General features: G+C 71.3%; 19 protein-coding genes and 2 pseudogenes. 13 read left to right on the forward strand and 8 right to left on the reverse strand.

Annotated elements, in window-relative coordinates:
- The 3 genes from C3488_RS31500 to C3488_RS31510 form a co-directional block, all read left to right on the forward strand.
- Positions 1-167: ABC-2 family transporter protein (locus tag C3488_RS31500; RefSeq protein ID WP_181139276.1), on the forward strand; the 167-nt coding region annotated here is incomplete at its 5' end.
- 10 nt (positions 168-177) lie between these two features.
- On the forward strand, positions 178-1278 hold the full coding sequence (locus C3488_RS31505) for an ATP-binding cassette domain-containing protein (RefSeq protein ID WP_258053793.1): 1101 nt from the start codon (positions 178-180) through the stop codon (positions 1276-1278).
- Positions 1279-1288: 10 nt separating this feature from the next.
- Positions 1289-2194 carry a DUF1707 domain-containing protein gene (locus C3488_RS31510; protein WP_103844295.1) on the forward strand — a complete coding sequence of 302 codons (906 nt, stop codon included), beginning with the start codon at positions 1289-1291 and terminating at the stop codon, positions 2192-2194.
- 219 nt (positions 2195-2413) lie between these two features.
- On the opposite strand, the gene C3488_RS31515 is transcribed toward C3488_RS31510, so the two are convergent.
- Entirely contained in the window at positions 2414-3745 is a 1332-nt protein-coding gene (locus C3488_RS31515; protein ID WP_103844296.1) for an SGNH/GDSL hydrolase family protein, read from the reverse strand.
- A gap of 245 nt (positions 3746-3990) precedes the next feature.
- Between C3488_RS31515 and C3488_RS31520 the strand changes: the two genes are divergently transcribed.
- From C3488_RS31520 to C3488_RS31530, 3 genes are all read left to right on the forward strand, one after another.
- Positions 3991-5328: a DUF445 domain-containing protein gene (locus C3488_RS31520; protein ID WP_258053794.1), complete on the forward strand. Its 1338-nt coding sequence runs from the start codon at positions 3991-3993 to the stop codon at positions 5326-5328.
- 65 nt (positions 5329-5393) lie between these two features.
- On the forward strand, positions 5394-6872 hold the full coding sequence (locus tag C3488_RS31525) for an MFS transporter (protein ID WP_103844298.1): 1479 nt from the start codon (positions 5394-5396) through the stop codon (positions 6870-6872).
- Between the two features lie 81 nt (positions 6873-6953).
- Entirely contained in the window at positions 6954-7415 is a 462-nt protein-coding gene (locus C3488_RS31530) for a hypothetical protein (protein WP_103844299.1), read from the forward strand.
- A 37-nt stretch (positions 7416-7452) separates the two neighbouring features.
- On the opposite strand, the gene C3488_RS31535 is transcribed toward C3488_RS31530, so the two are convergent.
- The gene (locus C3488_RS31535; protein WP_103844300.1) at positions 7453-7755 is read right to left on the reverse strand and encodes a hypothetical protein; all 303 of its coding nucleotides are present in this window, start codon (positions 7753-7755) and stop codon (positions 7453-7455) included.
- Positions 7756-8025: 270 nt separating this feature from the next.
- On the opposite strand from C3488_RS31535, the gene C3488_RS31540 reads away from it, so the two are divergent.
- From C3488_RS31540 to C3488_RS31550, 3 genes are all read left to right on the forward strand, one after another.
- Complete coding sequence (locus C3488_RS31540; protein WP_181139277.1) at positions 8026-8448, forward strand: Hsp20/alpha crystallin family protein; 423 nt, start codon at positions 8026-8028, stop codon at positions 8446-8448.
- A 190-nt stretch (positions 8449-8638) separates the two neighbouring features.
- Positions 8639-9076 (forward strand): DUF2267 domain-containing protein, encoded by a 438-nt coding sequence (locus C3488_RS31545; RefSeq protein ID WP_258053797.1) that lies wholly within the window; start codon positions 8639-8641, stop codon positions 9074-9076.
- Positions 9077-9294: 218 nt separating this feature from the next.
- Positions 9295-9768, forward strand: coding sequence for a carboxymuconolactone decarboxylase family protein (locus tag C3488_RS31550; RefSeq protein WP_103844303.1), 474 nt, complete (start codon positions 9295-9297; stop codon positions 9766-9768).
- Positions 9769-9799: 31 nt separating this feature from the next.
- Here C3488_RS31550 and C3488_RS31555 read toward each other — a convergent pair whose 3' ends face one another.
- Positions 9800-9991 carry a hypothetical protein gene (locus C3488_RS31555; protein ID WP_103844304.1) on the reverse strand — a complete coding sequence of 64 codons (192 nt, stop codon included), beginning with the start codon at positions 9989-9991 and terminating at the stop codon, positions 9800-9802.
- A gap of 152 nt (positions 9992-10143) precedes the next feature.
- On the opposite strand from C3488_RS31555, the gene C3488_RS31560 reads away from it, so the two are divergent.
- Positions 10144-10878, forward strand: a complete 735-nt coding sequence (locus tag C3488_RS31560) for a class I SAM-dependent methyltransferase (protein WP_103844305.1) — start codon at positions 10144-10146, stop codon at positions 10876-10878.
- A gap of 94 nt (positions 10879-10972) precedes the next feature.
- Here C3488_RS31560 and C3488_RS42060 read toward each other — a convergent pair.
- Positions 10973-11098 (reverse strand): annotated as a pseudogene (locus C3488_RS42060) (IS481 family transposase); the annotation flags it as partial.
- Between the two features lie 294 nt (positions 11099-11392).
- A complete protein-coding gene (locus C3488_RS31570) occupies positions 11393-11791 on the reverse strand; it encodes a VOC family protein (protein WP_103844306.1) in 399 nt (132 codons plus the stop codon).
- A 93-nt stretch (positions 11792-11884) separates the two neighbouring features.
- Here C3488_RS31570 and C3488_RS31575 point away from each other — a divergent pair.
- Both C3488_RS31575 and C3488_RS31580 read left to right on the forward strand, forming a co-directional pair.
- Positions 11885-12894 (forward strand): annotated as a pseudogene (locus C3488_RS31575) (helix-turn-helix transcriptional regulator).
- A 111-nt stretch (positions 12895-13005) separates the two neighbouring features.
- On the forward strand, positions 13006-13386 hold the full coding sequence (locus tag C3488_RS31580; protein WP_103844308.1) for a VOC family protein: 381 nt from the start codon (positions 13006-13008) through the stop codon (positions 13384-13386).
- Between the two features lie 40 nt (positions 13387-13426).
- On the opposite strand, the gene C3488_RS31585 is transcribed toward C3488_RS31580, so the two are convergent.
- Entirely contained in the window at positions 13427-13882 is a 456-nt protein-coding gene (locus C3488_RS31585; RefSeq protein WP_258053795.1) for a hypothetical protein, read from the reverse strand.
- Positions 13883-13892: 10 nt separating this feature from the next.
- Here C3488_RS31585 and C3488_RS31590 point away from each other — a divergent pair, with 10 nt between their 5' ends.
- Positions 13893-14117 carry a hypothetical protein gene (locus tag C3488_RS31590; RefSeq protein ID WP_258053796.1) on the forward strand — a complete coding sequence of 75 codons (225 nt, stop codon included), beginning with the start codon at positions 13893-13895 and terminating at the stop codon, positions 14115-14117.
- Between the two features lie 30 nt (positions 14118-14147).
- Here C3488_RS31590 and C3488_RS31595 read toward each other — a convergent pair whose 3' ends face one another.
- Together C3488_RS31595 and C3488_RS31600 are read right to left on the reverse strand one after the other, a co-directional pair.
- Positions 14148-16496 (reverse strand): transglycosylase domain-containing protein, encoded by a 2349-nt coding sequence (locus C3488_RS31595; RefSeq protein ID WP_103844309.1) that lies wholly within the window; start codon positions 16494-16496, stop codon positions 14148-14150.
- A gap of 20 nt (positions 16497-16516) precedes the next feature.
- The gene (locus C3488_RS31600; RefSeq protein ID WP_103844310.1) at positions 16517-18925 is read right to left on the reverse strand and encodes a bifunctional polysaccharide deacetylase/glycosyltransferase family 2 protein; all 2409 of its coding nucleotides are present in this window, start codon (positions 18923-18925) and stop codon (positions 16517-16519) included.
- Between the last annotated feature and the right edge of the window lies 1 nt (position 18926).

Genomic DNA, 18926 nt, shown 5'->3' on the forward strand with positions numbered 1-18926 from the left:
CCTTCGTCAACTGGCTGCCCGCGCTGTATGTGCTGGGGCGGCCCTATCCGCTCGACCTGCCGTCCTGGGCCGCCTTCGCCCCGCCGCTGGTCGCGGCGGGCTGCTGCGGGCTGGCGGGGCTGGCGTGGCGGGCGGGACTGCGTTCGTACCGGAGTACGGGGAGCTGAGGGACGACTTATGGACAGCATGAACGGCGGCCCCGTCCGCGACGGTCGGCGCGACGACGTCAGGTTCATCGAACTCGACGGCGTCGAGAAGGTTTTCGACGTGCGGAAGAGGACCGGGTTCCTGAAGAGCGAGCGGCGGCAGGTGCGGGCCGTGGACTCGATCTCCTTCACCGTGGCGCGCGGCGAGATGGTCGGCTACATCGGGCCGAACGGCGCCGGGAAGTCCACCACGATCAAGATGCTGACCGGGATCCTGACCCCGAGCGGCGGCCGGCTGAGGGTCGCCGGCATCGACCCCTCCCGGGAGCGGACCCGGCTCGCGCAGCGCATCGGCGTGGTCTTCGGGCAGCGCACGACCCTGTGGTGGGACCTGCCGCTGATCGACTCCTACCGGTTGATGCACCGCATGTACCGCATCCCGGACGCCCGTTACCGCGACAACCTCGACCGCCTGGTCGAACTGCTCGAACTGGGAACGCTGTTGGACGTACCGGTGCGGCAACTGTCGCTGGGCCAGCGGATGCGCGGCGACATCGCGGCGGCGCTGCTGCACGACCCCGAGGTGCTGTACCTGGACGAGCCGACGATCGGGCTGGACGTCATCTCCAAGGCGAAGGTGCGGGAGTTCCTGCGGGAGGTGAACGCCGAGCGCGGTACGACGGTGCTGCTGACCACGCACGACCTTCAGGACATCGAGCAGTTGTGCTCCCGGGTGATGGTCATCGACCACGGCCGCCTGATGTACGACGGCCCGCTCGCCGGACTGCACGAGGTCGGCGACAGCGAACGCACCCTGGTGGTCGACCTGGAGCGGGAGCTGCCGCCGATCCAGGCGCCGCCCGCGCGCGTCGTACGGGTGGAGGGGCCGCGGCAGTGGCTCGCGTTCCCGGCGTCACAGTCGGCGGCGCCGCTGGTGGCGCGGGTCGCGGCGGAGTATCCGCTGGTGGACCTGTCGGTGCGGGAGCCGGACATCGAGGCGGTGATCGCGAAGATGTACGCGGAGAAGCACACGGAGGTGCACGCGGAGCGGCACACGGAGGTGCACTCGGGAAAGCACACGGAGGAGGTCGGTGAGGGCCGCGGCGTGGTCCGGGACGCCGCGAACTCGTAGGCTGGCGCCCATGACCGACGCTGTGTCTCACGGGGGAAGCGACGAGCAGCGGCCGGCGCCGCACACCCCGGTCCCGGATCCGGATCTGCGCGCCTCCGACGCCGATCGTGAACGAGTCGCCGAGGTCCTCAGGGACGCCCTCGCGGAGGGCCGTCTCGACATGGAGGAGTTCGAGGAGCGGCTGGAGGCGACGTACAAGGCGCGGACGTACCGCGAACTGGCGCCGGTCACCCGGGACCTGCCGGCCGCGGGTGCCACGCCGCCGGCCGTGTCCCTGACCAAGGAACCGGCGCAGAGCGGCCGTTGGGCCGAGCGGATCACCGGTGGCGAGGGGTCGTCCACGTGGGCGGTCGCCGTGATGTCCGGGTTCCAGCGCAAGGGCCGCTGGCGGGTGCCCAGGCGGTTCAACTGCTTCGCCCTCTGGGGCGGCGGTGAGATCGACCTCAGGGAGGCGGACTTCGCGGACCGCGAGGTCGAGATCAACTGCGTCGCGATCATGGGCGGGATGAACGTCATCGTGCCGCCCGGCGTCGAGGTGGTCGTGCGCGGCATCGGCATCATGGGCGGTTTCGACCAGAGTGAGGAGGGCGTGCCCGGGGAGCCGGGCGCGCCGCGCGTGGTCATCACCGGGTTCGCGTTCTGGGGCGGGGTCGGCGTCGAGCGCAAGCTGACCAAGGCCGAGCGGCAGCGGCTGAAGGAACAGCGGCGCCAGGAGAAGCTGGAGCGCAAGGCCGGTCGCGCGGAACTGGAGAACTCCCCCCGCGAGGCCCTGGAGGGCCTGCTCGACGCGCACAAGGCGCTCGGGGAGCACCGCGACTGGATGCGCGAACGCCGCGAGGGGCGGCGGGAGGAGCACCGTGAGCGCCGTGAGGCGCGGCGCGAGGAACGCGACCGGCGCCGTCACGGCGGCTGGTGAGCGGTTACGCCTGCGTGGGCGCCGGTGGGCGCCGGAGCGCGGGGCGCGCGTCGGGATGCGGCGCCTCGTACCCGGAGGCGTCTGGGCCCCGATTCCCCGGGCGAGTGGCATGAGGAGCGGAGCGAAGGTGCACCGCGAGCGCCGTGAGGCGCGGCGCGAGGAACGCGACCGGCGCCGTCACGGCGGCTGGTGAGCGGTATCGCGGCTCGGCGGGCCCGTTTACAGCTCGGCGGGCGCGGCGCCCTTGAGGGAGGTCAGGTCGAAGACCTCCGCCATCCTCCGGAACCCCTTGTCACTGGGGTGGAGGTGGTCGCCCGAGTCGTAGTCGGAGCGCAGCCGGCGCGGGTCGTAGGGGTCGCGCAGCGCGCGGTCGAAGTCGACGACCGCGTCGAACACGGTGCCGGAGCGGATCCGCGCGTTGACGGCCTGGCGCACCTGCTCGCGGTCGGTCCGGTAGAGGCGGTGGCCCTCGAACGGCATCAGCGTCGCGCCGACGACCTTCAGGCCGCGTGCGTGGGCCTCGTGGACGAGGGTGCGCAGCCCCGCGGTGATCCGGTCCGGGTCGGCCTGGACGGGGTTGTGCAGGATGTCGTTGACGCCGAGGTCGATGACGACGACCTTGACGTTCGTACGCTCCAGCACGTCGCGGCGGAAGCGGCTCAGTCCGCTCGGGTTGTCGGCCGGCCGCCCTCCACCGCTGGCCAGGACCTCGTTGCCGCTGATGCCCTCGTTGGCCACGCTGTAGCGGGGCACGTCACCCGATCCGGCCGCCTCGCGCAGCCGCTCGGACAGCACGTCCGTCCAGCGGCGGTCGGCTCCCACGGTGGAGGTGATGCCGTCGGTGATCGAGTCGCCGAGCGCGACGACGGTGCCCGTCGCCTCGTTGCTGAGCAGGTCGAGCGCGGTCAGATAGCGCCAGGAGAGGGTCGGGTCGGTGAAGGGGACGCCGCTGGTGTCCTCGGTGCGGTCGCCCTGAGCCGCGTAGGAGACCTGCTGGGCGTGCCGGTGGTAGGTGACCGGTCCGGACGGGGTGGGGGAGTAGGTGGTCACCAGAACGTCCGCGTCGCGCGGGACGACGATCCGCACGGCGTCGCTGACCACCTGCCCGCCGGGCGCGATGACGACCGTGGGGAGGCCGCCGAACGTGAGCCGGCGCATGCTGCCGTCGGCCACCCGGGCGGTGCCGTCCGCGGCGGCGAGGGCGATGGAGGCGTGTGTGATGCTCAGCGGCTGTCCGCCGTAGAGATTGGACAGCGTGATGCGGGCTCCCGTCCCGCCGACGCCGACGTGTACGACGTTGCGGACGGACCTGCCCGCCATGCCGGTCGCCCGGGTGCCGGGCTCGGCGCCGGACGGCGAGGCCGCCCAGGCGCCCACCCAGATGCCGGTGGAGGCGGGTTCGGCGGCGTTCGGCAGGGTCGGCCGGCCGGCGGCCGGAGTGCTGCGGCGGCTGCCGTCACCGGCCGCGACACCGATGTATATGGCGGCCGAGACGGTCAGAACGATCGTCAGGACAGCCGCCAGCAGGGCATAACCGTGTTTCCTGGTCATGCGGTTGCGTTGTCTCCTAGGGCGAGCGGAGCCAGGGGCTCCGTATTGATCATTCCCATGATGCGTCATGGGGCGGAAGGGAACCGACGCGGCCCTGGGCCGGCCCCTTGGGGGAAACCCCCGACGTAACCATGGAAAGCCCCCGAATCTTCCCTCTCCGGACAAGACGTCGGGAACTCCTGTTCCGTTCCATGAGCCGGTCGGGAAGGGACAATGTGTACGGGGGACGCGGACGGGTGGAGTGGATGGAACGGACGAAGACGGACGACGAGGTGACGGTGCGGCAGCCGTCCGGCCCGGGCGTCGCCGCCGGCCGGGCGATGACGTCCTTCAGCCCTGCCGACGAGGAGAAGCGCCGGGGCGTACGCCGGATGAAGGGCACGGCGACCGGGCTGCTGCTGCTGGTCGCGGTCGTGTACGCGCTGGCCAGATGGGCGCAGAACACGGGCGCGGGGCCCTGGGCGGGGTACGTGGCGGCGGCCGCCGAGGCGGGCATGGTCGGCGCGCTGGCCGACTGGTTCGCGGTCACGGCCCTCTTCCGTCACCCGCTCGGCCTGCCGATCCCGCACACGGCGATCATCCCGAACAAGAAGGACCAGCTCGGTGTCTCCCTCGGCGAGTTCGTCGGGGAGAACTTCCTGTCCGAGGAGGTCGTACGGCAGCGGCTGCGCGCCGTCGGCATAGCGAGCCGTCTGGGTGCCTGGCTCGCCGATCCGGAGCACGCCGACCGGGTGACGGCCGAGCTGGCCACGGCCCTGCGCGGGGCCCTGACCGTGCTGCGCGACTCCGACGTCCAGGCCGTGGTCGGCGAGGCCATCACCCGCCGCGCCGACGCCCAGGAGATCGCGCCCGGGCTCGGCAAGCTGCTGGAGCGCGTCGTCGCGGACGGGGGCCACAGACGGATCGTGGACCTGATCTGCGCCCGCGCCCACGACTGGCTCGTCCTGCACGACGACCAGGTGATGGCCGCGGTCCAGGGCGGCGCCCCCGGCTGGACGCCCCGCTTCGTGGACAAGAAGGTCGGTGAGCGGGTCTACAAGGAACTGCTCCGCTTCGTCACCGAGATGCGGGACGCGCCCACGCACCCCGCGCGCGGCGCCCTCGACCGGTTCCTCGCCGACTTCGCCTCCGACCTGCAGTCCGACACCGACACCCGGGCACGCGTGGAGCGGCTCAAGGGGGAGGTGCTGGGCCGCGGCGAGGTGCAGGACCTGATCGCCTCCGCCTGGACGGCCGTACGCTCCATGATCGTCTCGGCGGCGGAGGACGAGCGCAGCGAGCTGCGGCTCCGGGTGCGGGCATCGCTGCTGTCGCTGGGTGCCCGTATGGCCACCGAGCCGAAGACGCAGGGCAAGGTGAACTCCTGGGTGGAGGGCGCCGCGGTGCACGTGGTGACCACCTACCGCAGGGAGATCACCTCCCTGATCACGGACACGGTCGCCGGCTGGGACGCCGGCCACACCACCCGCAAGATCGAGGCGCACATCGGCCGCGACCTTCAGTTCATCCGGATCAACGGCACGGTGGTGGGTTCGCTGGCCGGGCTGCTGATCTACACGGTGTCGCGGGCGCTGGGGGCGTAACCGGGGTCGGCGCGGGAACCCGGGGCCCATGCGGCGTCATCCCCGGCGCCCGTGAGGAGGGAGCCATGTCGATCACCGCGCCACGCCCTGGCACGGTCACCACCGCGATACCCGCCCGTCTCGACCGTCTGCCCTGGTCACGCTGGCACTGGACGATCGTGATCGGCCTCGGCACGGTGTGGATCCTCGACGGCCTGGAGGTCACGGTCGTCGGCAACATCGCCAGCCGTCTGTCCGAGCCCGGCAGCGGCCTCGCGATCAGCTCGAGCCAGGTCACCGGTCTCGCGGCCGCCCTGTACGTGGCGGGTGCCTGCGCCGGCGCCCTGTTCTGGGGCCGTCTGACCGACCGGTTCGGCCGCAAGAAACTCTTCATGATCACTCTCGCGGTCTACCTCGGCGCCACCGCCCTGACCGCGGTGTCCTTCCACGTCTGGTGGTTCTTTCTCTTCCGCTTCCTGACCGGCTTCGGCATCGGCGGTGAGTACGCGGCCATCAACTCCGCGATCGACGAACTGATCCCGGCGCAGTACCGCGGCCGGGTCGACCTGATCATCAACGGCAGCTTCTGGGTGGGCGCGGTCGGTGGCGCGCTGCTGTCGATCCTCGCCCTGAACACCGCGATCCTGCCGAAGGACCTGGGCTGGCGGCTGACGTTCGCCCTCGGTGTCGTCCTCGGCCTGGTCATCCTGCTGGTACGGCGACACGTCCCCGAAAGTCCGCGCTGGCTGCTGATCCACGGCCGCGAACAGGAAGCGGAACAGGTGGTCTCCGGCATCGAACGGCGGATCGAGGACGAGCGGGGGGAGCGGCTTCCGGAGCCGGAGGGCACGATCACCATCCACCAGCGCGAGAGCATCGGCTTCGGCACCATCGCCCGCACGGTGTTCCACGACTACCGCAGGCGTTCCGTGCTGGGCTTCTCCCTCTTCATCGGCCAGGCGTTCCTCTACAACGCGATCACCTTCGGCTTCGGCGCGATCCTGACCAAGTTCTTCGACGTGCCCGCCGACCACACCGGCTACTACTTCGCCGTCATCGCGGTCGGCAACTTCATGGGCCCGCTGCTGCTCGGCAAGCTGTTCGACACGGTCGGCCGCCGGATGATGATCTCCTCGACGTACCTGATCTCCGGTGTGCTGCTGTTCGGCACGGCCTGGCTGTTCGACCGGGGCTCGCTGAGCGCGGGCACCCTGACGGCCTGCTGGTGCGCGGTGCTGTTCTTCGCCTCGGCAGGCGCCTCCAGCGCCTATCTGACGGTCTCCGAGGTGTTCCCGATGGAGACCAGGGCCATGTCCATCGCCTTCTTCTACGCGATCGGCACCGCGGCCGGCGGTATCAGCGGCCCGATCCTGTTCGCGGACCTCACCGGCACCGGCAAGGTCGCCGACACGGTCCTCGCCTTCCAGATCGGCGCGGCCGTGATGTGCGCGGCGGGCCTGGTCGCCGCCCTGCTCGCGGTACGGGCGGAACGGCGCTCGCTGGAGGACATCGCCCGGCCGCTGACGGCGGCGACGACGACGCGAGGGGCACAGGCGACGCCGTAGGGGCGGCCCCGGCCGCGGACCGGTGGGATCTGAGTATCCGTACTCTCCCGAGCCCGCCGCTCCGCGGTCACCCTCGTACTCATGACCGAGAAGCTGTTCCGCCCCATGCGAACGCGGCCCTGGCCCGAGCGCTGGCTGATCCGCCTGCTCGGCGCCGCGCTCGCGGCCGGGGCGTACCTCCTGTGCCTGCCGTGGGACCTGCGCAACCGCCCCACGGCCCCCGGGGCCACCGAGGAGACGACCCCCGTGACGGTGGTCGGCGTCCTCTTCCTCGCGCTGGCCCTGCTGCTCCTCGCGGCGTACTTCGGCCACTGGGACGACCTCGGCTGGCCCCTGCTGCTGGTGGCCGCACCCCCGGCCACGCTGATGCACGTCTCCCTGCGCGCCCACCCGGGCCCGGACGCCTCCCTGTGGCCCTTGGCCTGGGCGTTCTTCACGCTGCTGATCGCGGCCGGGGTACTGGTCGCGGCGGGGGTCGCGCGGGCGTTCCGGGGGGAGTGGGCGAAGGAGAAGGAGGAGCTGACGCTCATGAATCCCTTGTGAGGTCGGGGCTCGGCCAGGGCGGGCCCGTCGGCCTGTGCTAGCCGCGCCGGTCGGCCACGGCCCAGGACGCCAGCGCCACGGCCCCGGCGACCCCGAACACCGACGGCCACGCCCCCACCTTCTTGGCCAGCGGGTGCGACCCGGCGAACGCGGCGACGTACGCGGCGGTCAGCGCCCCGGCCGCCACACCCCCGGCCTGCCGCCGCCACTGCTGCGCGGCCGCGGCACCCGCGACCGCCAGTACGGCCCCGCCCAACTGCCGCTTCCTGGTCCAGCGGGCGACCCCGTACCCGCCGACGAGCCCGCTCGCGGCGACCAGAGCTGTGGGAACCTTCGCCATCGCTGCCTGCCTCCCGATGGTGCGTGTGTGTGATCGATTGAGGCTAACCCTGCGCGCGGACGCGCCACGGCGCGGGGTGCGCGCCCGGCGCGCCGCAGCCATCCTTCCGCACGCACCGTCGTCCGCAGCTCAGCGCCCCTGGCCTCACCTGCGCAAACGCCACCCTCCCGACAACTTGAGTCAGAGCTTGTCAACTTTCTGCCTCCGCGCTATATAAGAAGTCGTAAAGGGCATCGCACAGCAGCGCCTTCAGGAAGGGAGTGACCTGTGATGCTCATGCGCACCGACCCGTTCCGCGAGCTCGACCGGCTCACGCAGCAGGTCTTCGGCAGCACCGCCCGCCCCGCGGCCATGCAGATGGACGCCTACCGTTCCGGTGACGAACTCGTCGTCCACTTCGACCTTCCCGGCGTCGATCCCGAGTCGATCGACCTGGACGTCGAACGCCATGTCCTGAACATCCGCGCCGAGCGCCGCTCCCCGGCCCCCGAAGGCGCCGACATGGTCGTGGCCGAGCGGCCCACCGGAACGTTCACCCGCCAGCTGTTCCTGGGCGACACCCTGGACACGGAGCGCATCGACGCCTCGTACGACGCCGGCGTCCTCACCCTCCGCATCCCCGTCGCCGAGGAGGCCAAGCCGCGCCGCATCCAGATCACGGGCGGCGACAAGCCCAAGCAGATCAGCAGCTGACGTCCGCCGGCAGAAAAGCGCCCGTCCCGTGTCCGAAAACGCCCGCGGGACGGGCGACCGCAATCGGGTACCCGGGAGGGGACCGGGTGGGGAAGCGAAACGGAGGAGTACCCGCACGATGAGTACGACCACGACGAGAGCGGCGGCGGCGACCGGAGCGGCGACGATGGGCGCGATCGATACGGCAATCATGGTGGACGCGCCGAGCGCGGTGGAGGCGACGGCCCGGCCCGACTGGTCCCGGCTGGTCGATGCGGTGCAGGAATCCGGCCAGTACACGACCGCCAAGGAGGCCGAGCGCATCACCCGTATCGTGCTCTCCGCCCTCGGCGGACACGTGATCGGCGACGAGCGCGTGGAACTGGCCCGCCGCCTCCCCGAGGAAGCGGCGCGCCTGATCGCCTCGCAGATCCCGGTGACACGGCCGCTGACGGCGCCCGAGTTCGTGGACGCGGTGGCGACCCGTATCGACGGCGCCACACCGGCGACGGCACGCTGGGACGTCAGCGCGGTCCTCAGCACACTGCCCGCCCTGGTGGGCGACGACCTGACGACTCGTCTGCTCCGCCAACTCCCCTCCGGTTACGCGCTGTTGTTCGGAAAGGCGGAACTGGCGCCGGCGGTGTGACACCGGGCATCCACACATATGTGATCGCCCCCATGGCCGCGGAGCGAGAACCGGCGCCCCGGGCGGCGGCTCCTCGCTCCGCGGCGGGAACCACTTCCATGAAGGTCGGCGAGTGGCGCACGTCATACCGATCCGGCCCGCCCGCATGTCACATCCGCACCGGGTCGTCCCGTCCTTGCTGCGTAACCGTCGACACAGCAAGGTATGGGGAGACCACCATGGACGCCCGTCTCAACCTCTTCGGCAACCAGATCGCGGCCAGGTTCCTGCGCCACATCAACTCCGCGGGCAAGGCCGTGTCGGACTCGGCTCTCCCGGCCGCGACCCAGGAACTGGTGAAGATCCGCGCCAGCCAGATCAACGGCTGCGGCTTCTGCACCGACATGCACACCAAGGACGCCGCCCACGCCGGGGAGACCTCCGTCCGCCTCAACCTGATCGCCGCCTGGCGCGAGGCCACGGTCTTCACCGACGCGGAGCGTGCCGCCCTGGAGTTGACCGAGCAGGGCACCCGCATCGCGGACGCGGCGGGTGGCGTCACCGACGAGGCGTGGGCGAACGCCGCCAAGTACTACGACGAGGACCAGCTCGCGGCCCTGGTGTCGCTGATCGCCCTGATCAACGCCTACAACCGTCTGAACGTCATCGTCCAGCAGCCGGCGGGGGACTACCAGCCGGGCATGTTCGGCTGACACCTGGAGGCGCGGCCCGCAGGGGCGGGTGTCACTCGTACGCGACGAGCGGCGCCCGCTCCTCCATGCGGGCGGCGATGTGCGCGAAGGTGGCGTCCGGCTGTTCGATGTGCGGCAGACGGCCCGCCACCGGGACGACCTCGAGCCGGCCGTCACCGAAAGCCTGAAAAACCTGGCTCAGCGCGGCTGAAAACACCCCCGTGGCGGCTTTCGAACAGGCCATGCGCGGCACTCCACCCAAGCGCCGACATATCTGCCCTTCCCCTCCTCGCCGGCGCCTCGCACAAGTCCGGTCAGGGCATCCGGCCCTCAAATCCCGACCTGTGCACGCGCGCTGACCCGCCCTACGATCGCCGCACGGGAAAGGGGGACCGGATGGACCGCGACATCCGCACGGTCGACGACGTACTCGAGCTTCTGGACGCCTTGTTCGCGCCCGCGGCCGACCGCTGGACCGCAAGCGCGGCCTCCTGGTGGGACGGCTTCTACGCCGACCGTTCCAAGCCCGTGCCGTTCTTCGTGGCCAAGCCGGACGAAAACCTCGTCTCCTACCTCGAACGCGGCCTGATCACGCCGGGCCGCGCCCTCGACCTGGGCTGCGGCCCCGGCCGCAACGCCCTCCACCTCGCCGCCGCCGGCTTCGAGGTGGACGCCGTCGACCTGTCCCCGGCGGCCGTCGCCTGGGCCGAGGAGCGCGCCCAGCAGGAGGGAGCCGAGGTCAGGTTCCTCTGCGGCGACGCGTTCGCCCTCGCGGACACCGAACTGCGCGGTCCCTACGACCTGATCTACGACTCCGGCTGCTTCCACCACCTGCCGCCGCACCGCCGCATCAGCTACCTCGCCCTCCTCGAGCGGGTCCTGGCCCCCGGCGGCCACCTCGTCCTCACGTGCTTCGCGGCCGGCGCGATGGGCTCCGAACTCGACGACATCGACTTCTACCGCGAGGAGGGCCTCAAGGGCGGCCTGGCCTACACCCCGGAGTCCCTGCGCCTGATCTTCTGCGACCTGGAGGAGATCGAGCTGCGCCGCATGCACGACGAGGCACCGGATTCCCCGCACTTCGGCGAACCCTTCCTCTGGACGGCCCTGTTCCGCCGTACGGCCGGGTGACAACCGGAGCGTCACTGGTGAGGCGGGTCTGCACGTCGGCATCAACGGACCGGCATGCGGTGAGCGGGAGCCTGCCCGGCCGCACCCCGACGGCAACGGCCCGGTGCCGGAAGGCAACCGCGGTGACGGCCTTCTCATCGTCCAGGGCCTCGGTGTAGGCGAGCCGGGAGTGGTCGTCGAGCGCCGAATGCAGGGATGCGTATCCGACCTTGCCGGTGCCGGAACCGGTGTGGTCGGAGGCGGCGGACTCGGTGCCGACGCGTGCATCCGCGCTCTCGCCGTGCGCGCGCCGGCGGGCGTACCACCTGGCCAGGCAGCGGCGGGAGTTTCCTGCTTCCGCGGCGAGGTGTGCGATCGGACGTCCGGCGTCGATCCGCAAGCACAAGCGCAGACGTCCTTCGAGGGTCAGCGGTGCGTTCCGATGTGCCCTGCTGGTGGCGCTCCTGGACTCGGGGCCGCGTTCATCGGGAGCCCTGGGATCCCGGGGCTCCCGGGTGAGCGGCTGTGTGTGGCGTCAGCGTGCGAACTTTTCGATGGCCGCTGGGGTGACGGGGGTGAAGAAGTTGACGAGGTTGCCGTCGGGGTCGCGGAACAACAGCGACCGGTTGCCCCAGGGCATCGTGGTGGGCTCGTTGACGAAGTCGGTGACGAAGCCGGTCAGGTTCTGATGGACGCGGTCCACGTCGTCGACGAGGAACTCGGTGATCACGCTGTGGTTGTCCGCCGGGCGGGCAGAGCCCGGGGCGAACAGCGGGACGGTGCGGGTGCCGGCGATCGCGAGGGTCGCGCCCGCGGTCCTGAGTTCGGCGAAGTCCTCGGTGGCCCGTATCGCCTGTATCCCTGTGGCTCGCTCGTAGAACCCGACGAGGCGTGCGACGTCGCTGGTGATGATGCGGATCGAGACGAAGTCCATGGGGATCTCCTTGGCTGTGCTGGAAGCGTGCACGTCGGAGGCTAGGAGAAATAGTGGACAGAATCGGTCCTGTATTCGCGTTAGGCTGCGAACATGCCTCGACCCACCGGCCGCGTGCTGACACTCCTGGAGCTGCTGCAGTCGGGCGGCACCCGGACTGTGGCCGAACTCGCCGACCGTCTCGGCGTCGAAGGGCGCACGGTGCGGCGGTATGTGGACCAGCTGATCGACCTGGACGTGCCCGTGGAATCGGTGCGCGGCCGCTACGGCGGGTACCGGCTGGCTCCCGGGTACCGCCTGCCTCCGCTCATGCTCAGCGACGACGAGGCGCTGGCCGTGCTGCTCGGCCTGGTCGCCGGCCGCCGGGCAGGGTTGACGACGACGGAGCGCACGGCGAACGAGACGGCGTCAGCGAAGATCCGGCGGGTGCTGCCCAAGCACATCGCCCGCCGGCTCGACACACTCATGGAAGCTCTCGCCTTCACGGATCAGCCCGGCGAGTTCGACACCCCGGACGCCGGGCTCCTGCTCACCGTCGCCGATGCGGTGCGCCACCGTCGGCCGGTCTCGATCCGCTACACCGACCGTGACGGACGGCGCAGCGAACGCACGCTGCACGCGTACGGGATCGTGGCCCATGCGGGCCGGTGGTACGTCACGGGCAAGGACGCCCAGATCGGCGAGGACCGGACCTTCCGGCTCGATCGCATCGCAGACGCGCGGACCCTGCCCGGGTCATTCGAAGCGCCCTTGGGTCCCGGGCCGGCACAGCGCGTGTTGTCAGGATTCGCCACGGCCGAGTACCGGCATGAGGTGACCTTGCGGATCCACGGGACAGTCGAGCAGATCCGCGCGCACATCCCCGCCGGCGTCGCGAGGCTGGAGGAGCACGAGCCCGCGGCCGGCCAGGACCGGCGGCCGAGCACTGGCTGCGCGTCGAGCTGCGGGCACAGCGGCTGGACTGGTTGCCTCCGCTCCTCGCCTCACTCGACCGGCCGTTCGTCATCGAGCGCCCCGACGAACTGCGCGGCCTCGTCACCGCGCTCGCCGATCGCCTCACGTCCTACGCCGCCGAGCCTGACAGTGAGGAACCGATGCCATGAGACGGCACGCCTGGCCCTGACGCGGGCGGGGCATGCCCAGGTCGACACGCTCGTCGAGCCCCCCGCCGTGGTTGACGGCCTCCCGCTCAGAAACCGGGGAACCAGGACCCCATGAAGCCGCAACCACGTTTCACGCTGTCCGCGACCACCCTCGACGCGCCGAACGCCCACGACCTCGCGCGGTTCTACCAGGACCTGCTCGGCTGGCCGGTGCGGAAGGAGGAGCCGGGCTGGGTCGAGATCGCGCCTCCCGACGGCACCGCCGGCCTGTCGTTCCAGACAGAGCCGTCCTACCGGCGCCCACGGTGGCCGTCCACCCCGTCCGAACAGCAGATGATGATGCACCTGGACATCGAGGTGACCGACCTTCCGGCAGCCGTCGAGCAGGCACGCGCGCTCGGCGCCACCATGGCGGACTTCCAGCCCCAGAACGACGTACGCGTCCTGTACGACCCGGCGGGGCACCCCTTCTGCCTCTGGGTACGGAGGTAGCTTCCGGGGCCGGCCGAGCCGGGCTGGGCCGGCCGATCCGTCACGCGGCGCCGACCTTGGCCTGGACGGCGGCGACGTAGCGGACCGTGAACACCATCGGGATCACGAACCCGGCGACCTGGACGAGGGTGGCCGCGGGGGAGTGGGCGTTCCCGGCGTGCGCGACGACGGCGAGCACGACGGCGGTCACGGCGAAGGCGGCCGTCCACACGGCGGTGATGACGACGTTGGTCCGGATGAAGGGCTTCAGCCCCCACAGTTCGCGGGGAGTGGTGCGCTTGGCGATGCCCAGAGTGAAGGGTTTGCCGATGGCGAGCGAGGCCCCGGCGACGACCGCCAGCGTGCCGGACGACGCGGCCGCCGAGTATTCGTGCACAGCCGAGTGCGGGTCGGCGAAGGCGATCACGGCCAGGACCGCGAAGAAGGCCGCGGAGCCCGTCTCGCTGCGGCACTGGCTGACCGAGACCGCACCACAGCGGAACACCCGCAGCGACATCCTGCTGCGGGTGTTCTTCCTCGGCGTGCTGACTCCCGGCCAGGCGCGGGCCTATCTCACCGAGCTGGTGGAGATGTCCGCCCAGGGGGAGGAGAGCCTGCGCCACCTGGCCGAATCCATCGACTGGGACGACGACAACCTCTCGACCTACGGCCGGATCGTTCTCGAGTACGGCCTGCGGTGCAACGCCATGCGCCGCGACTGGGCCGAGTGGGCAGCCGGCCAGATCACGTAGTGCACCTCGGGCTGTGAGTGGGAGGACGGGTCAACGGCACTTCCGATGGCGGCAGACGGGGCTGGCCGTCGGGGAGTTCCGGGGGTTGGTCGCCTTCTTGCCGGTGCTGCCACCCCGCTTGACAGGGGGCTTGGTGAGAGAGGGCGAGGGGGACGGAGCGCCGAGCTCGTCGGCACCCCGGCCGAGCGGCGCCGGTGCGGGGAACGCGAGGTCGGGCAGGCCGGCGAGGGCGTCGCGCATGTACTGGGTCCAGATCTCGGTGGGGATGTCGCCGCCGAACACCTTCTGCAGGCCGCCGACACCGACCAGTGACTGCAACTGGGGGTGCTTCGGGTCCTCCCGGAAGAGGACGACGGAGGTGGCGAGTTGCGGGGTGTAGCCGATGAACCAGGCCGACCGGTAGTCGTCGGTGGTTCCGGTCTTGCCGGCAGCGGTCCTGCCGAGCGCCTGCGCCTTGGTGCCGGTGCCCCGGGCGATGACGCCCCGGAGGACGTCGGTCACGTTGTCGGCGACCGCCGCCGGCAGGGCCCGTACCGGGGCGGGGGCGGTGAAGCCGGTCAGCGGCGATCCGTTGTGGGTCACCCGGGTCACCGAGTACGGCGTGGCCCGCATCCCGTCGGCGGCGAAGGTCGCGTAGACACCCGCCATCCGGATGGCGCTCGGTGTCGAGGTGCCGATGTAGAAGCCGGCGCTGGGGGCGGCGAGGCTATTCGAGCGCAGCCCGAGGGCTTCCGCCGTGCTCGCCACGTTCCCGTAGCCGACGTCCTCCCCGAGCTGCACGTACGGCGTGTTGACGGACTGCTCCATCGCCTTGCGCAGGTCGATGTAACCCCAGCGCTGGTCGGTGTCGTTGTGCTGGTGGAGCAGCCCGGTGGGGTCCCTGTCGTCGGTGACGTAATTGCCCTGCTGGTCCTTGATCTGGATGCCGTCGTCGCCGTCGAACTTGCTGGCCGGGGTGATCGGCTGCGGGGACTTGCCGGGTTGCAGGACGGCTCCGTACTGGAGCGCGGCGGCGAGGACGACCGGTTTGAAGGTCGAGCCCACCGGGACGCCGGAGGTGTCGGCGTTGTCCGCGTAGTGGGCCCGGTCGAAGCCGGCACCGCCGTACACGGCCAGGATCCTTCCGGTCCTGGGATCCACCGAGGCGGCTCCGACCTGCACGTCCCGGTCGACGGACCGGTGCGCGGGGTCGAGGCGCTCCGTGCGCACCTTCGCCACGGCCCGGGACAGTTCCGCCGTCTTCTTCCTGTCGAAGGTGGTGTGGATCTGGTAACCGCCCCGGCTCAGGCTGCTGTCGGTGATGTTCGCATCGTGCGCCTGGATGTACGACCTGGCCAGTTGCACCAGGTAGCCGACCTGACCCGTGAACCCCGAACCGGGAGCCCACTTCCTGGGCGCCGGGAAACCGGCGGCCGCGTACCGGGCCCGCTGCTGCGGTGTCAGCCTGCCGACGGTCACCATCCGGTCGAGCACCCAGGACCAGCGGGCCTCGGCCTGCGCCCTGGCCGCGGAGTCGGAGTCGGCGTACTGGAAGAGGCTCGGCTCGTTGACCGCCGCCGCGAGAAACGCTCCCTGGCTCACGTTCAGCTTTTCCACCGGGAGCCCGTAGTACATGCGGGCGGCGGCCTCGATGCCGTTGGCCTGACGGCCGAAGAAGCAGGTGTTCAGATACCCCTGGAGGATCTGCTGCTTGCTCATGACCGCGCCGATCTTGGACGAGATCAGCAGTTCCTTGACCTTGCGCGAAAGCGTCTGCGACTGATCGAGGTAGGTGTTCTTGACGAACTGCTGCGTGATCGTCGACCCGGACTGCACGGACCCGCCCTCGGCCATGTGGACGACGGCGCGGAGGATGCCCTGCGGGTCGATGCCCGGGTCGGTGTAGAAGGACGCGTTCTCCGCGGCGATGAAGTCCCACTGCACGTCGGCCGGGACTTGCGCGAGGGTGACGTTCTGCCGGTTGACGCTGCCGTCGGTCGCCAGGACGGTCCCGTCGGACCAGTAGTAGACGTTGTTCTGCAGCAGCGTCGACGGATTGGGGTCGGGGATGGTGACCGTGGCGTAGGCGTAGCCGACGGCCGCCACCGTGGCGCCGAAGCAGAACAGGAACAGGCCCAGCAGCTGACGCACCGACGGCAGCCACCGGCGCGGACCCGTCCTGCCCCCGCGCGGGTAGTCGATCCACCGTTTCGGCTGCGGCGCCGCTCTCCGGGCGCGCCGTGACGTGCCCGGCTCGGGGGCCTGGTGCCCCGGGCCCGGCGTCTGGTGTCCCGGGCCGGGTGTCTGGTGCCGTACGGCCCGGCGGCCCGTGGCGCGGTCACCCGCGGCACGGCTGCCCGCGAAGGTGCGCTGCGGCGGTCGGCGTCGGTGTCCGCTCATGTGCTCCGGTCACTGTCCTCTCAGTACCACTGGGTCGTGTCGTACGGCGTGGGCTGCCGGTAGCCGTCGTGGGGTGCGGGCGGTGGCGGGCCGTCGTACGGTGCCGGTCGCGCGAAGGGGTCGTACGGTGCCGGGTGAGCAGGGGCGTCGTACGGTGCCGACTGCGGAACGGGGCCGTACGGTGCCGGTGGCGGAGGGCCGTCGTACCGTGCCGGCGCCGCGAAAGCGGGCGCCTGCGGGGCGACGTCGCTCGGGGGAGCCTCCGCGCCCACCGGGGCCTGCAGGCTGCCGTACCGCTCCATGCGCTGCCAGCGCAGCCGCGAGCCCGACACGGCGGTGAACACCGACTGGATCACCACGAGGTACATCAGCTGCCGGTAGACGAACTGCTGCAACGGCAGGCTCCACAACGGGCCGGGCCGTTCCCCGTCCAGACGGAACGCGTACAGGCCCATGACGAGTTGCAGCAGCAGGAAGGCGAGCCACAGCCCGATGACCCGCACCGGGTCGAGGAAGACCAGCCCGTACACGGCGAAGACGTCCACGACGGGGGCGAGCAGGGGCAACAGCACCTGGAAGAGCAGCAGATAGACCAGGCCCCGGCGGCCCAGCTTCCCGGCGGCACCGCGCTGCACCAGCGCGCCGCGGTGCTTCCACATCGCCTGCAGGGTGCCGTAGCACCAGCGGTACCGCTGCCGCCACAGGGCGTTCAGTGACGCGGGCGCCTCGGTCCACGCCTTCGCGCCCTCCTCATACACCACGCGCCAGCCGGCGCGGCACAGCGCCATGGTGAGGTCGGTGTCCTCGGCGAGGGTGACGTCGCTGACGCCGCCCAGGTCCAGCAGCGCCCGGCGGCGGAACGCGCCCACCGCGCCCGGAACGGTCGGCATGCACTCGGCGAGGTCGAACAGGCGCCTGTCCAGGTTGAATCCGACCACGTACTCGATGTGCTGCCAACGGCCCAGCAGACCGCCCCGGTTGACGACCTTGGCGTTGCCCGAGACGGCGCCCACGCGAGGATCGGCGAAAGGCTGCACGAGCGTGCGCACGGTGCCGGATTCGAAGACCGTGTCGCCGTCGACCATGACCACCAGGTCGCAGGTGGCGGCGGCGAGTCCGGTGTTGAGAGCGGCGGGCTTGCCCGCGTTCCGCTGCCGGATCACCCGCACCCCCGGCAGGCGCAGCGACTCCACCAGGTCGGCGGTGCCGTCGGTCGAACCGTCGTCCACCACGATGATCTCCACCGGATGGTCGGAGGCGAGCAGCGAGCGCACGGCCGCCTCGATCCCCGCGCTCTCGTTGTGGGCGGGGACGATGACGCTGACGGGCTCGGTCACCGGCGGCCCCCAGGACCGGCCCCGGCGCCCGGCCCGCAGTCGCCGGTGCCGTCGGGCGGCGATCAGCACGACCACCGCGCGCAGCACGCTGATCGTCCCCGCCGCGTACATGAGCACGCCCAGCAGCCACACGATCCAGTCGCCGCCCCGCAGCATCCAGATGAGGGCCAGCCCCTGCAGGTGGTCGCGGAGCCCGGCGGGCCGCACAGGCGCGGTCATGCCGACGGCGTCGCCGACCGTCGCGAACCGGAAACCCCGGGCCTTCAGCCGGGGCACCAGGACGTCCAGCGCGGCCACGGTCTGCGCCCGGTCACCGCCGGCGTCGTGCATCAGCACGATCTGCCCCGCGTGACCGTGGGGTGTCGCGTTCGCGACGATGCGGTCCACGCCGGGCCGCTGCCAGTCCTCGGCGTCCCGGGTGGTGAGCACCGTCACATAGCCGACCGCGTCGGCCTCCTTGAGGACGGTCCAGTCCGCGTCGCTCAGCGCGTCGTTCTCCGAGGAGAACGGCGGCCTCAGCAGCGCGGTGGTGACCCCCGCGGCGCCGGCCACCGCCAGTTGGGTCTCCCGCAGCTCCAGGGAACGCTGCCACGGGGCGAGCCGGGCCAGGTCGGGGTGGGTGAACGTGTGGACGCCGACCTGGTTGCCGTCGGCGAGGATCCGGCGGACCAGCTCCGGGTGGGCGACGACCTGGGTTCCGACGACGAAGAAGGTCGCGTGCACGTGGTTGCGGCGCAGCACGTCCAGGATCCGTGGCGTCCAGACGGGGTCCGGGCCGTCGTCGAAGGTGAGGGCGACGGTGCGGGCCTTCGGCCGGGCGGTGTGCGGGGAGGTGGCGGCGTCGGCGATCACCGGGCCGCCGTGGACCACCTGGCCGGGCACCGTGTCGTTCCGGCCGCGGGCGCCGGTCACGTCGTCCGAGGCGATGCCGAACATGTGGTGGGTGTAACCCTGCAGCAGCAGGGCCGCCGACAGGGTCACCGCGAGCAGGCTCAGCAGCAGCCAGTGGGTGCGGGGCGTGATCTGCCGGGGATTGTGGCGGTGGTTGTGGCGGCGCGGGGGAGCGGCGTCGCGGCGACGGCGGTCGGTCACG

The sequence above is a fragment of the Streptomyces sp. Ru72 genome (genome assembly GCF_002920635.1).
Taxonomy (GTDB): domain Bacteria; phylum Actinomycetota; class Actinomycetes; order Streptomycetales; family Streptomycetaceae; genus Streptomyces.

What these genes read in the sequence shown, in the direction of transcription:
- C3488_RS31555 (WP_103844304.1), bottom strand. Translation starts at nt 9,991, where the DNA reads ATGGCCTGTTCGAAAGCCGCCACGGGGGTGTTTTCAGCCGCGCTGAGC.
- C3488_RS31570 (WP_103844306.1), bottom strand. Translation starts at nt 11,791, where the DNA reads ATGGACTTCGTCTCGATCCGCATCATCACCAGCGACGTCGCACGCCTC.
- C3488_RS31580 (WP_103844308.1), top strand. Translation starts at nt 13,006, where the DNA reads ATGAAGCCGCAACCACGTTTCACGCTGTCCGCGACCACCCTCGACGCG.
- C3488_RS31540 (WP_181139277.1), top strand. Translation starts at nt 8,026, where the DNA reads ATGCTCATGCGCACCGACCCGTTCCGCGAGCTCGACCGGCTCACGCAG.
- C3488_RS31515 (WP_103844296.1), bottom strand. Translation starts at nt 3,745, where the DNA reads ATGACCAGGAAACACGGTTATGCCCTGCTGGCGGCTGTCCTGACGATC.
- C3488_RS31530 (WP_103844299.1), top strand. Translation starts at nt 6,954, where the DNA reads ATGACCGAGAAGCTGTTCCGCCCCATGCGAACGCGGCCCTGGCCCGAG.
- C3488_RS31510 (WP_103844295.1), top strand. Translation starts at nt 1,289, where the DNA reads ATGACCGACGCTGTGTCTCACGGGGGAAGCGACGAGCAGCGGCCGGCG.
- C3488_RS31560 (WP_103844305.1), top strand. Translation starts at nt 10,144, where the DNA reads ATGGACCGCGACATCCGCACGGTCGACGACGTACTCGAGCTTCTGGAC.
- C3488_RS31595 (WP_103844309.1), bottom strand. Translation starts at nt 16,496, where the DNA reads ATGAGCGGACACCGACGCCGACCGCCGCAGCGCACCTTCGCGGGCAGC.
- C3488_RS31545 (WP_258053797.1), top strand. Translation starts at nt 8,639, where the DNA reads ATGGTGGACGCGCCGAGCGCGGTGGAGGCGACGGCCCGGCCCGACTGG.
- C3488_RS31535 (WP_103844300.1), bottom strand. Translation starts at nt 7,755, where the DNA reads ATGGCGAAGGTTCCCACAGCTCTGGTCGCCGCGAGCGGGCTCGTCGGC.
- C3488_RS31585 (WP_258053795.1), bottom strand. Translation starts at nt 13,882, where the DNA reads ATGTCGCTGCGGGTGTTCCGCTGTGGTGCGGTCTCGGTCAGCCAGTGC.
- C3488_RS31550 (WP_103844303.1), top strand. Translation starts at nt 9,295, where the DNA reads ATGGACGCCCGTCTCAACCTCTTCGGCAACCAGATCGCGGCCAGGTTC.
- C3488_RS31525 (WP_103844298.1), top strand. Translation starts at nt 5,394, where the DNA reads ATGTCGATCACCGCGCCACGCCCTGGCACGGTCACCACCGCGATACCC.
- C3488_RS31520 (WP_258053794.1), top strand. Translation starts at nt 3,991, where the DNA reads ATGGAACGGACGAAGACGGACGACGAGGTGACGGTGCGGCAGCCGTCC.
- C3488_RS31505 (WP_258053793.1), top strand. Translation starts at nt 178, where the DNA reads ATGGACAGCATGAACGGCGGCCCCGTCCGCGACGGTCGGCGCGACGAC.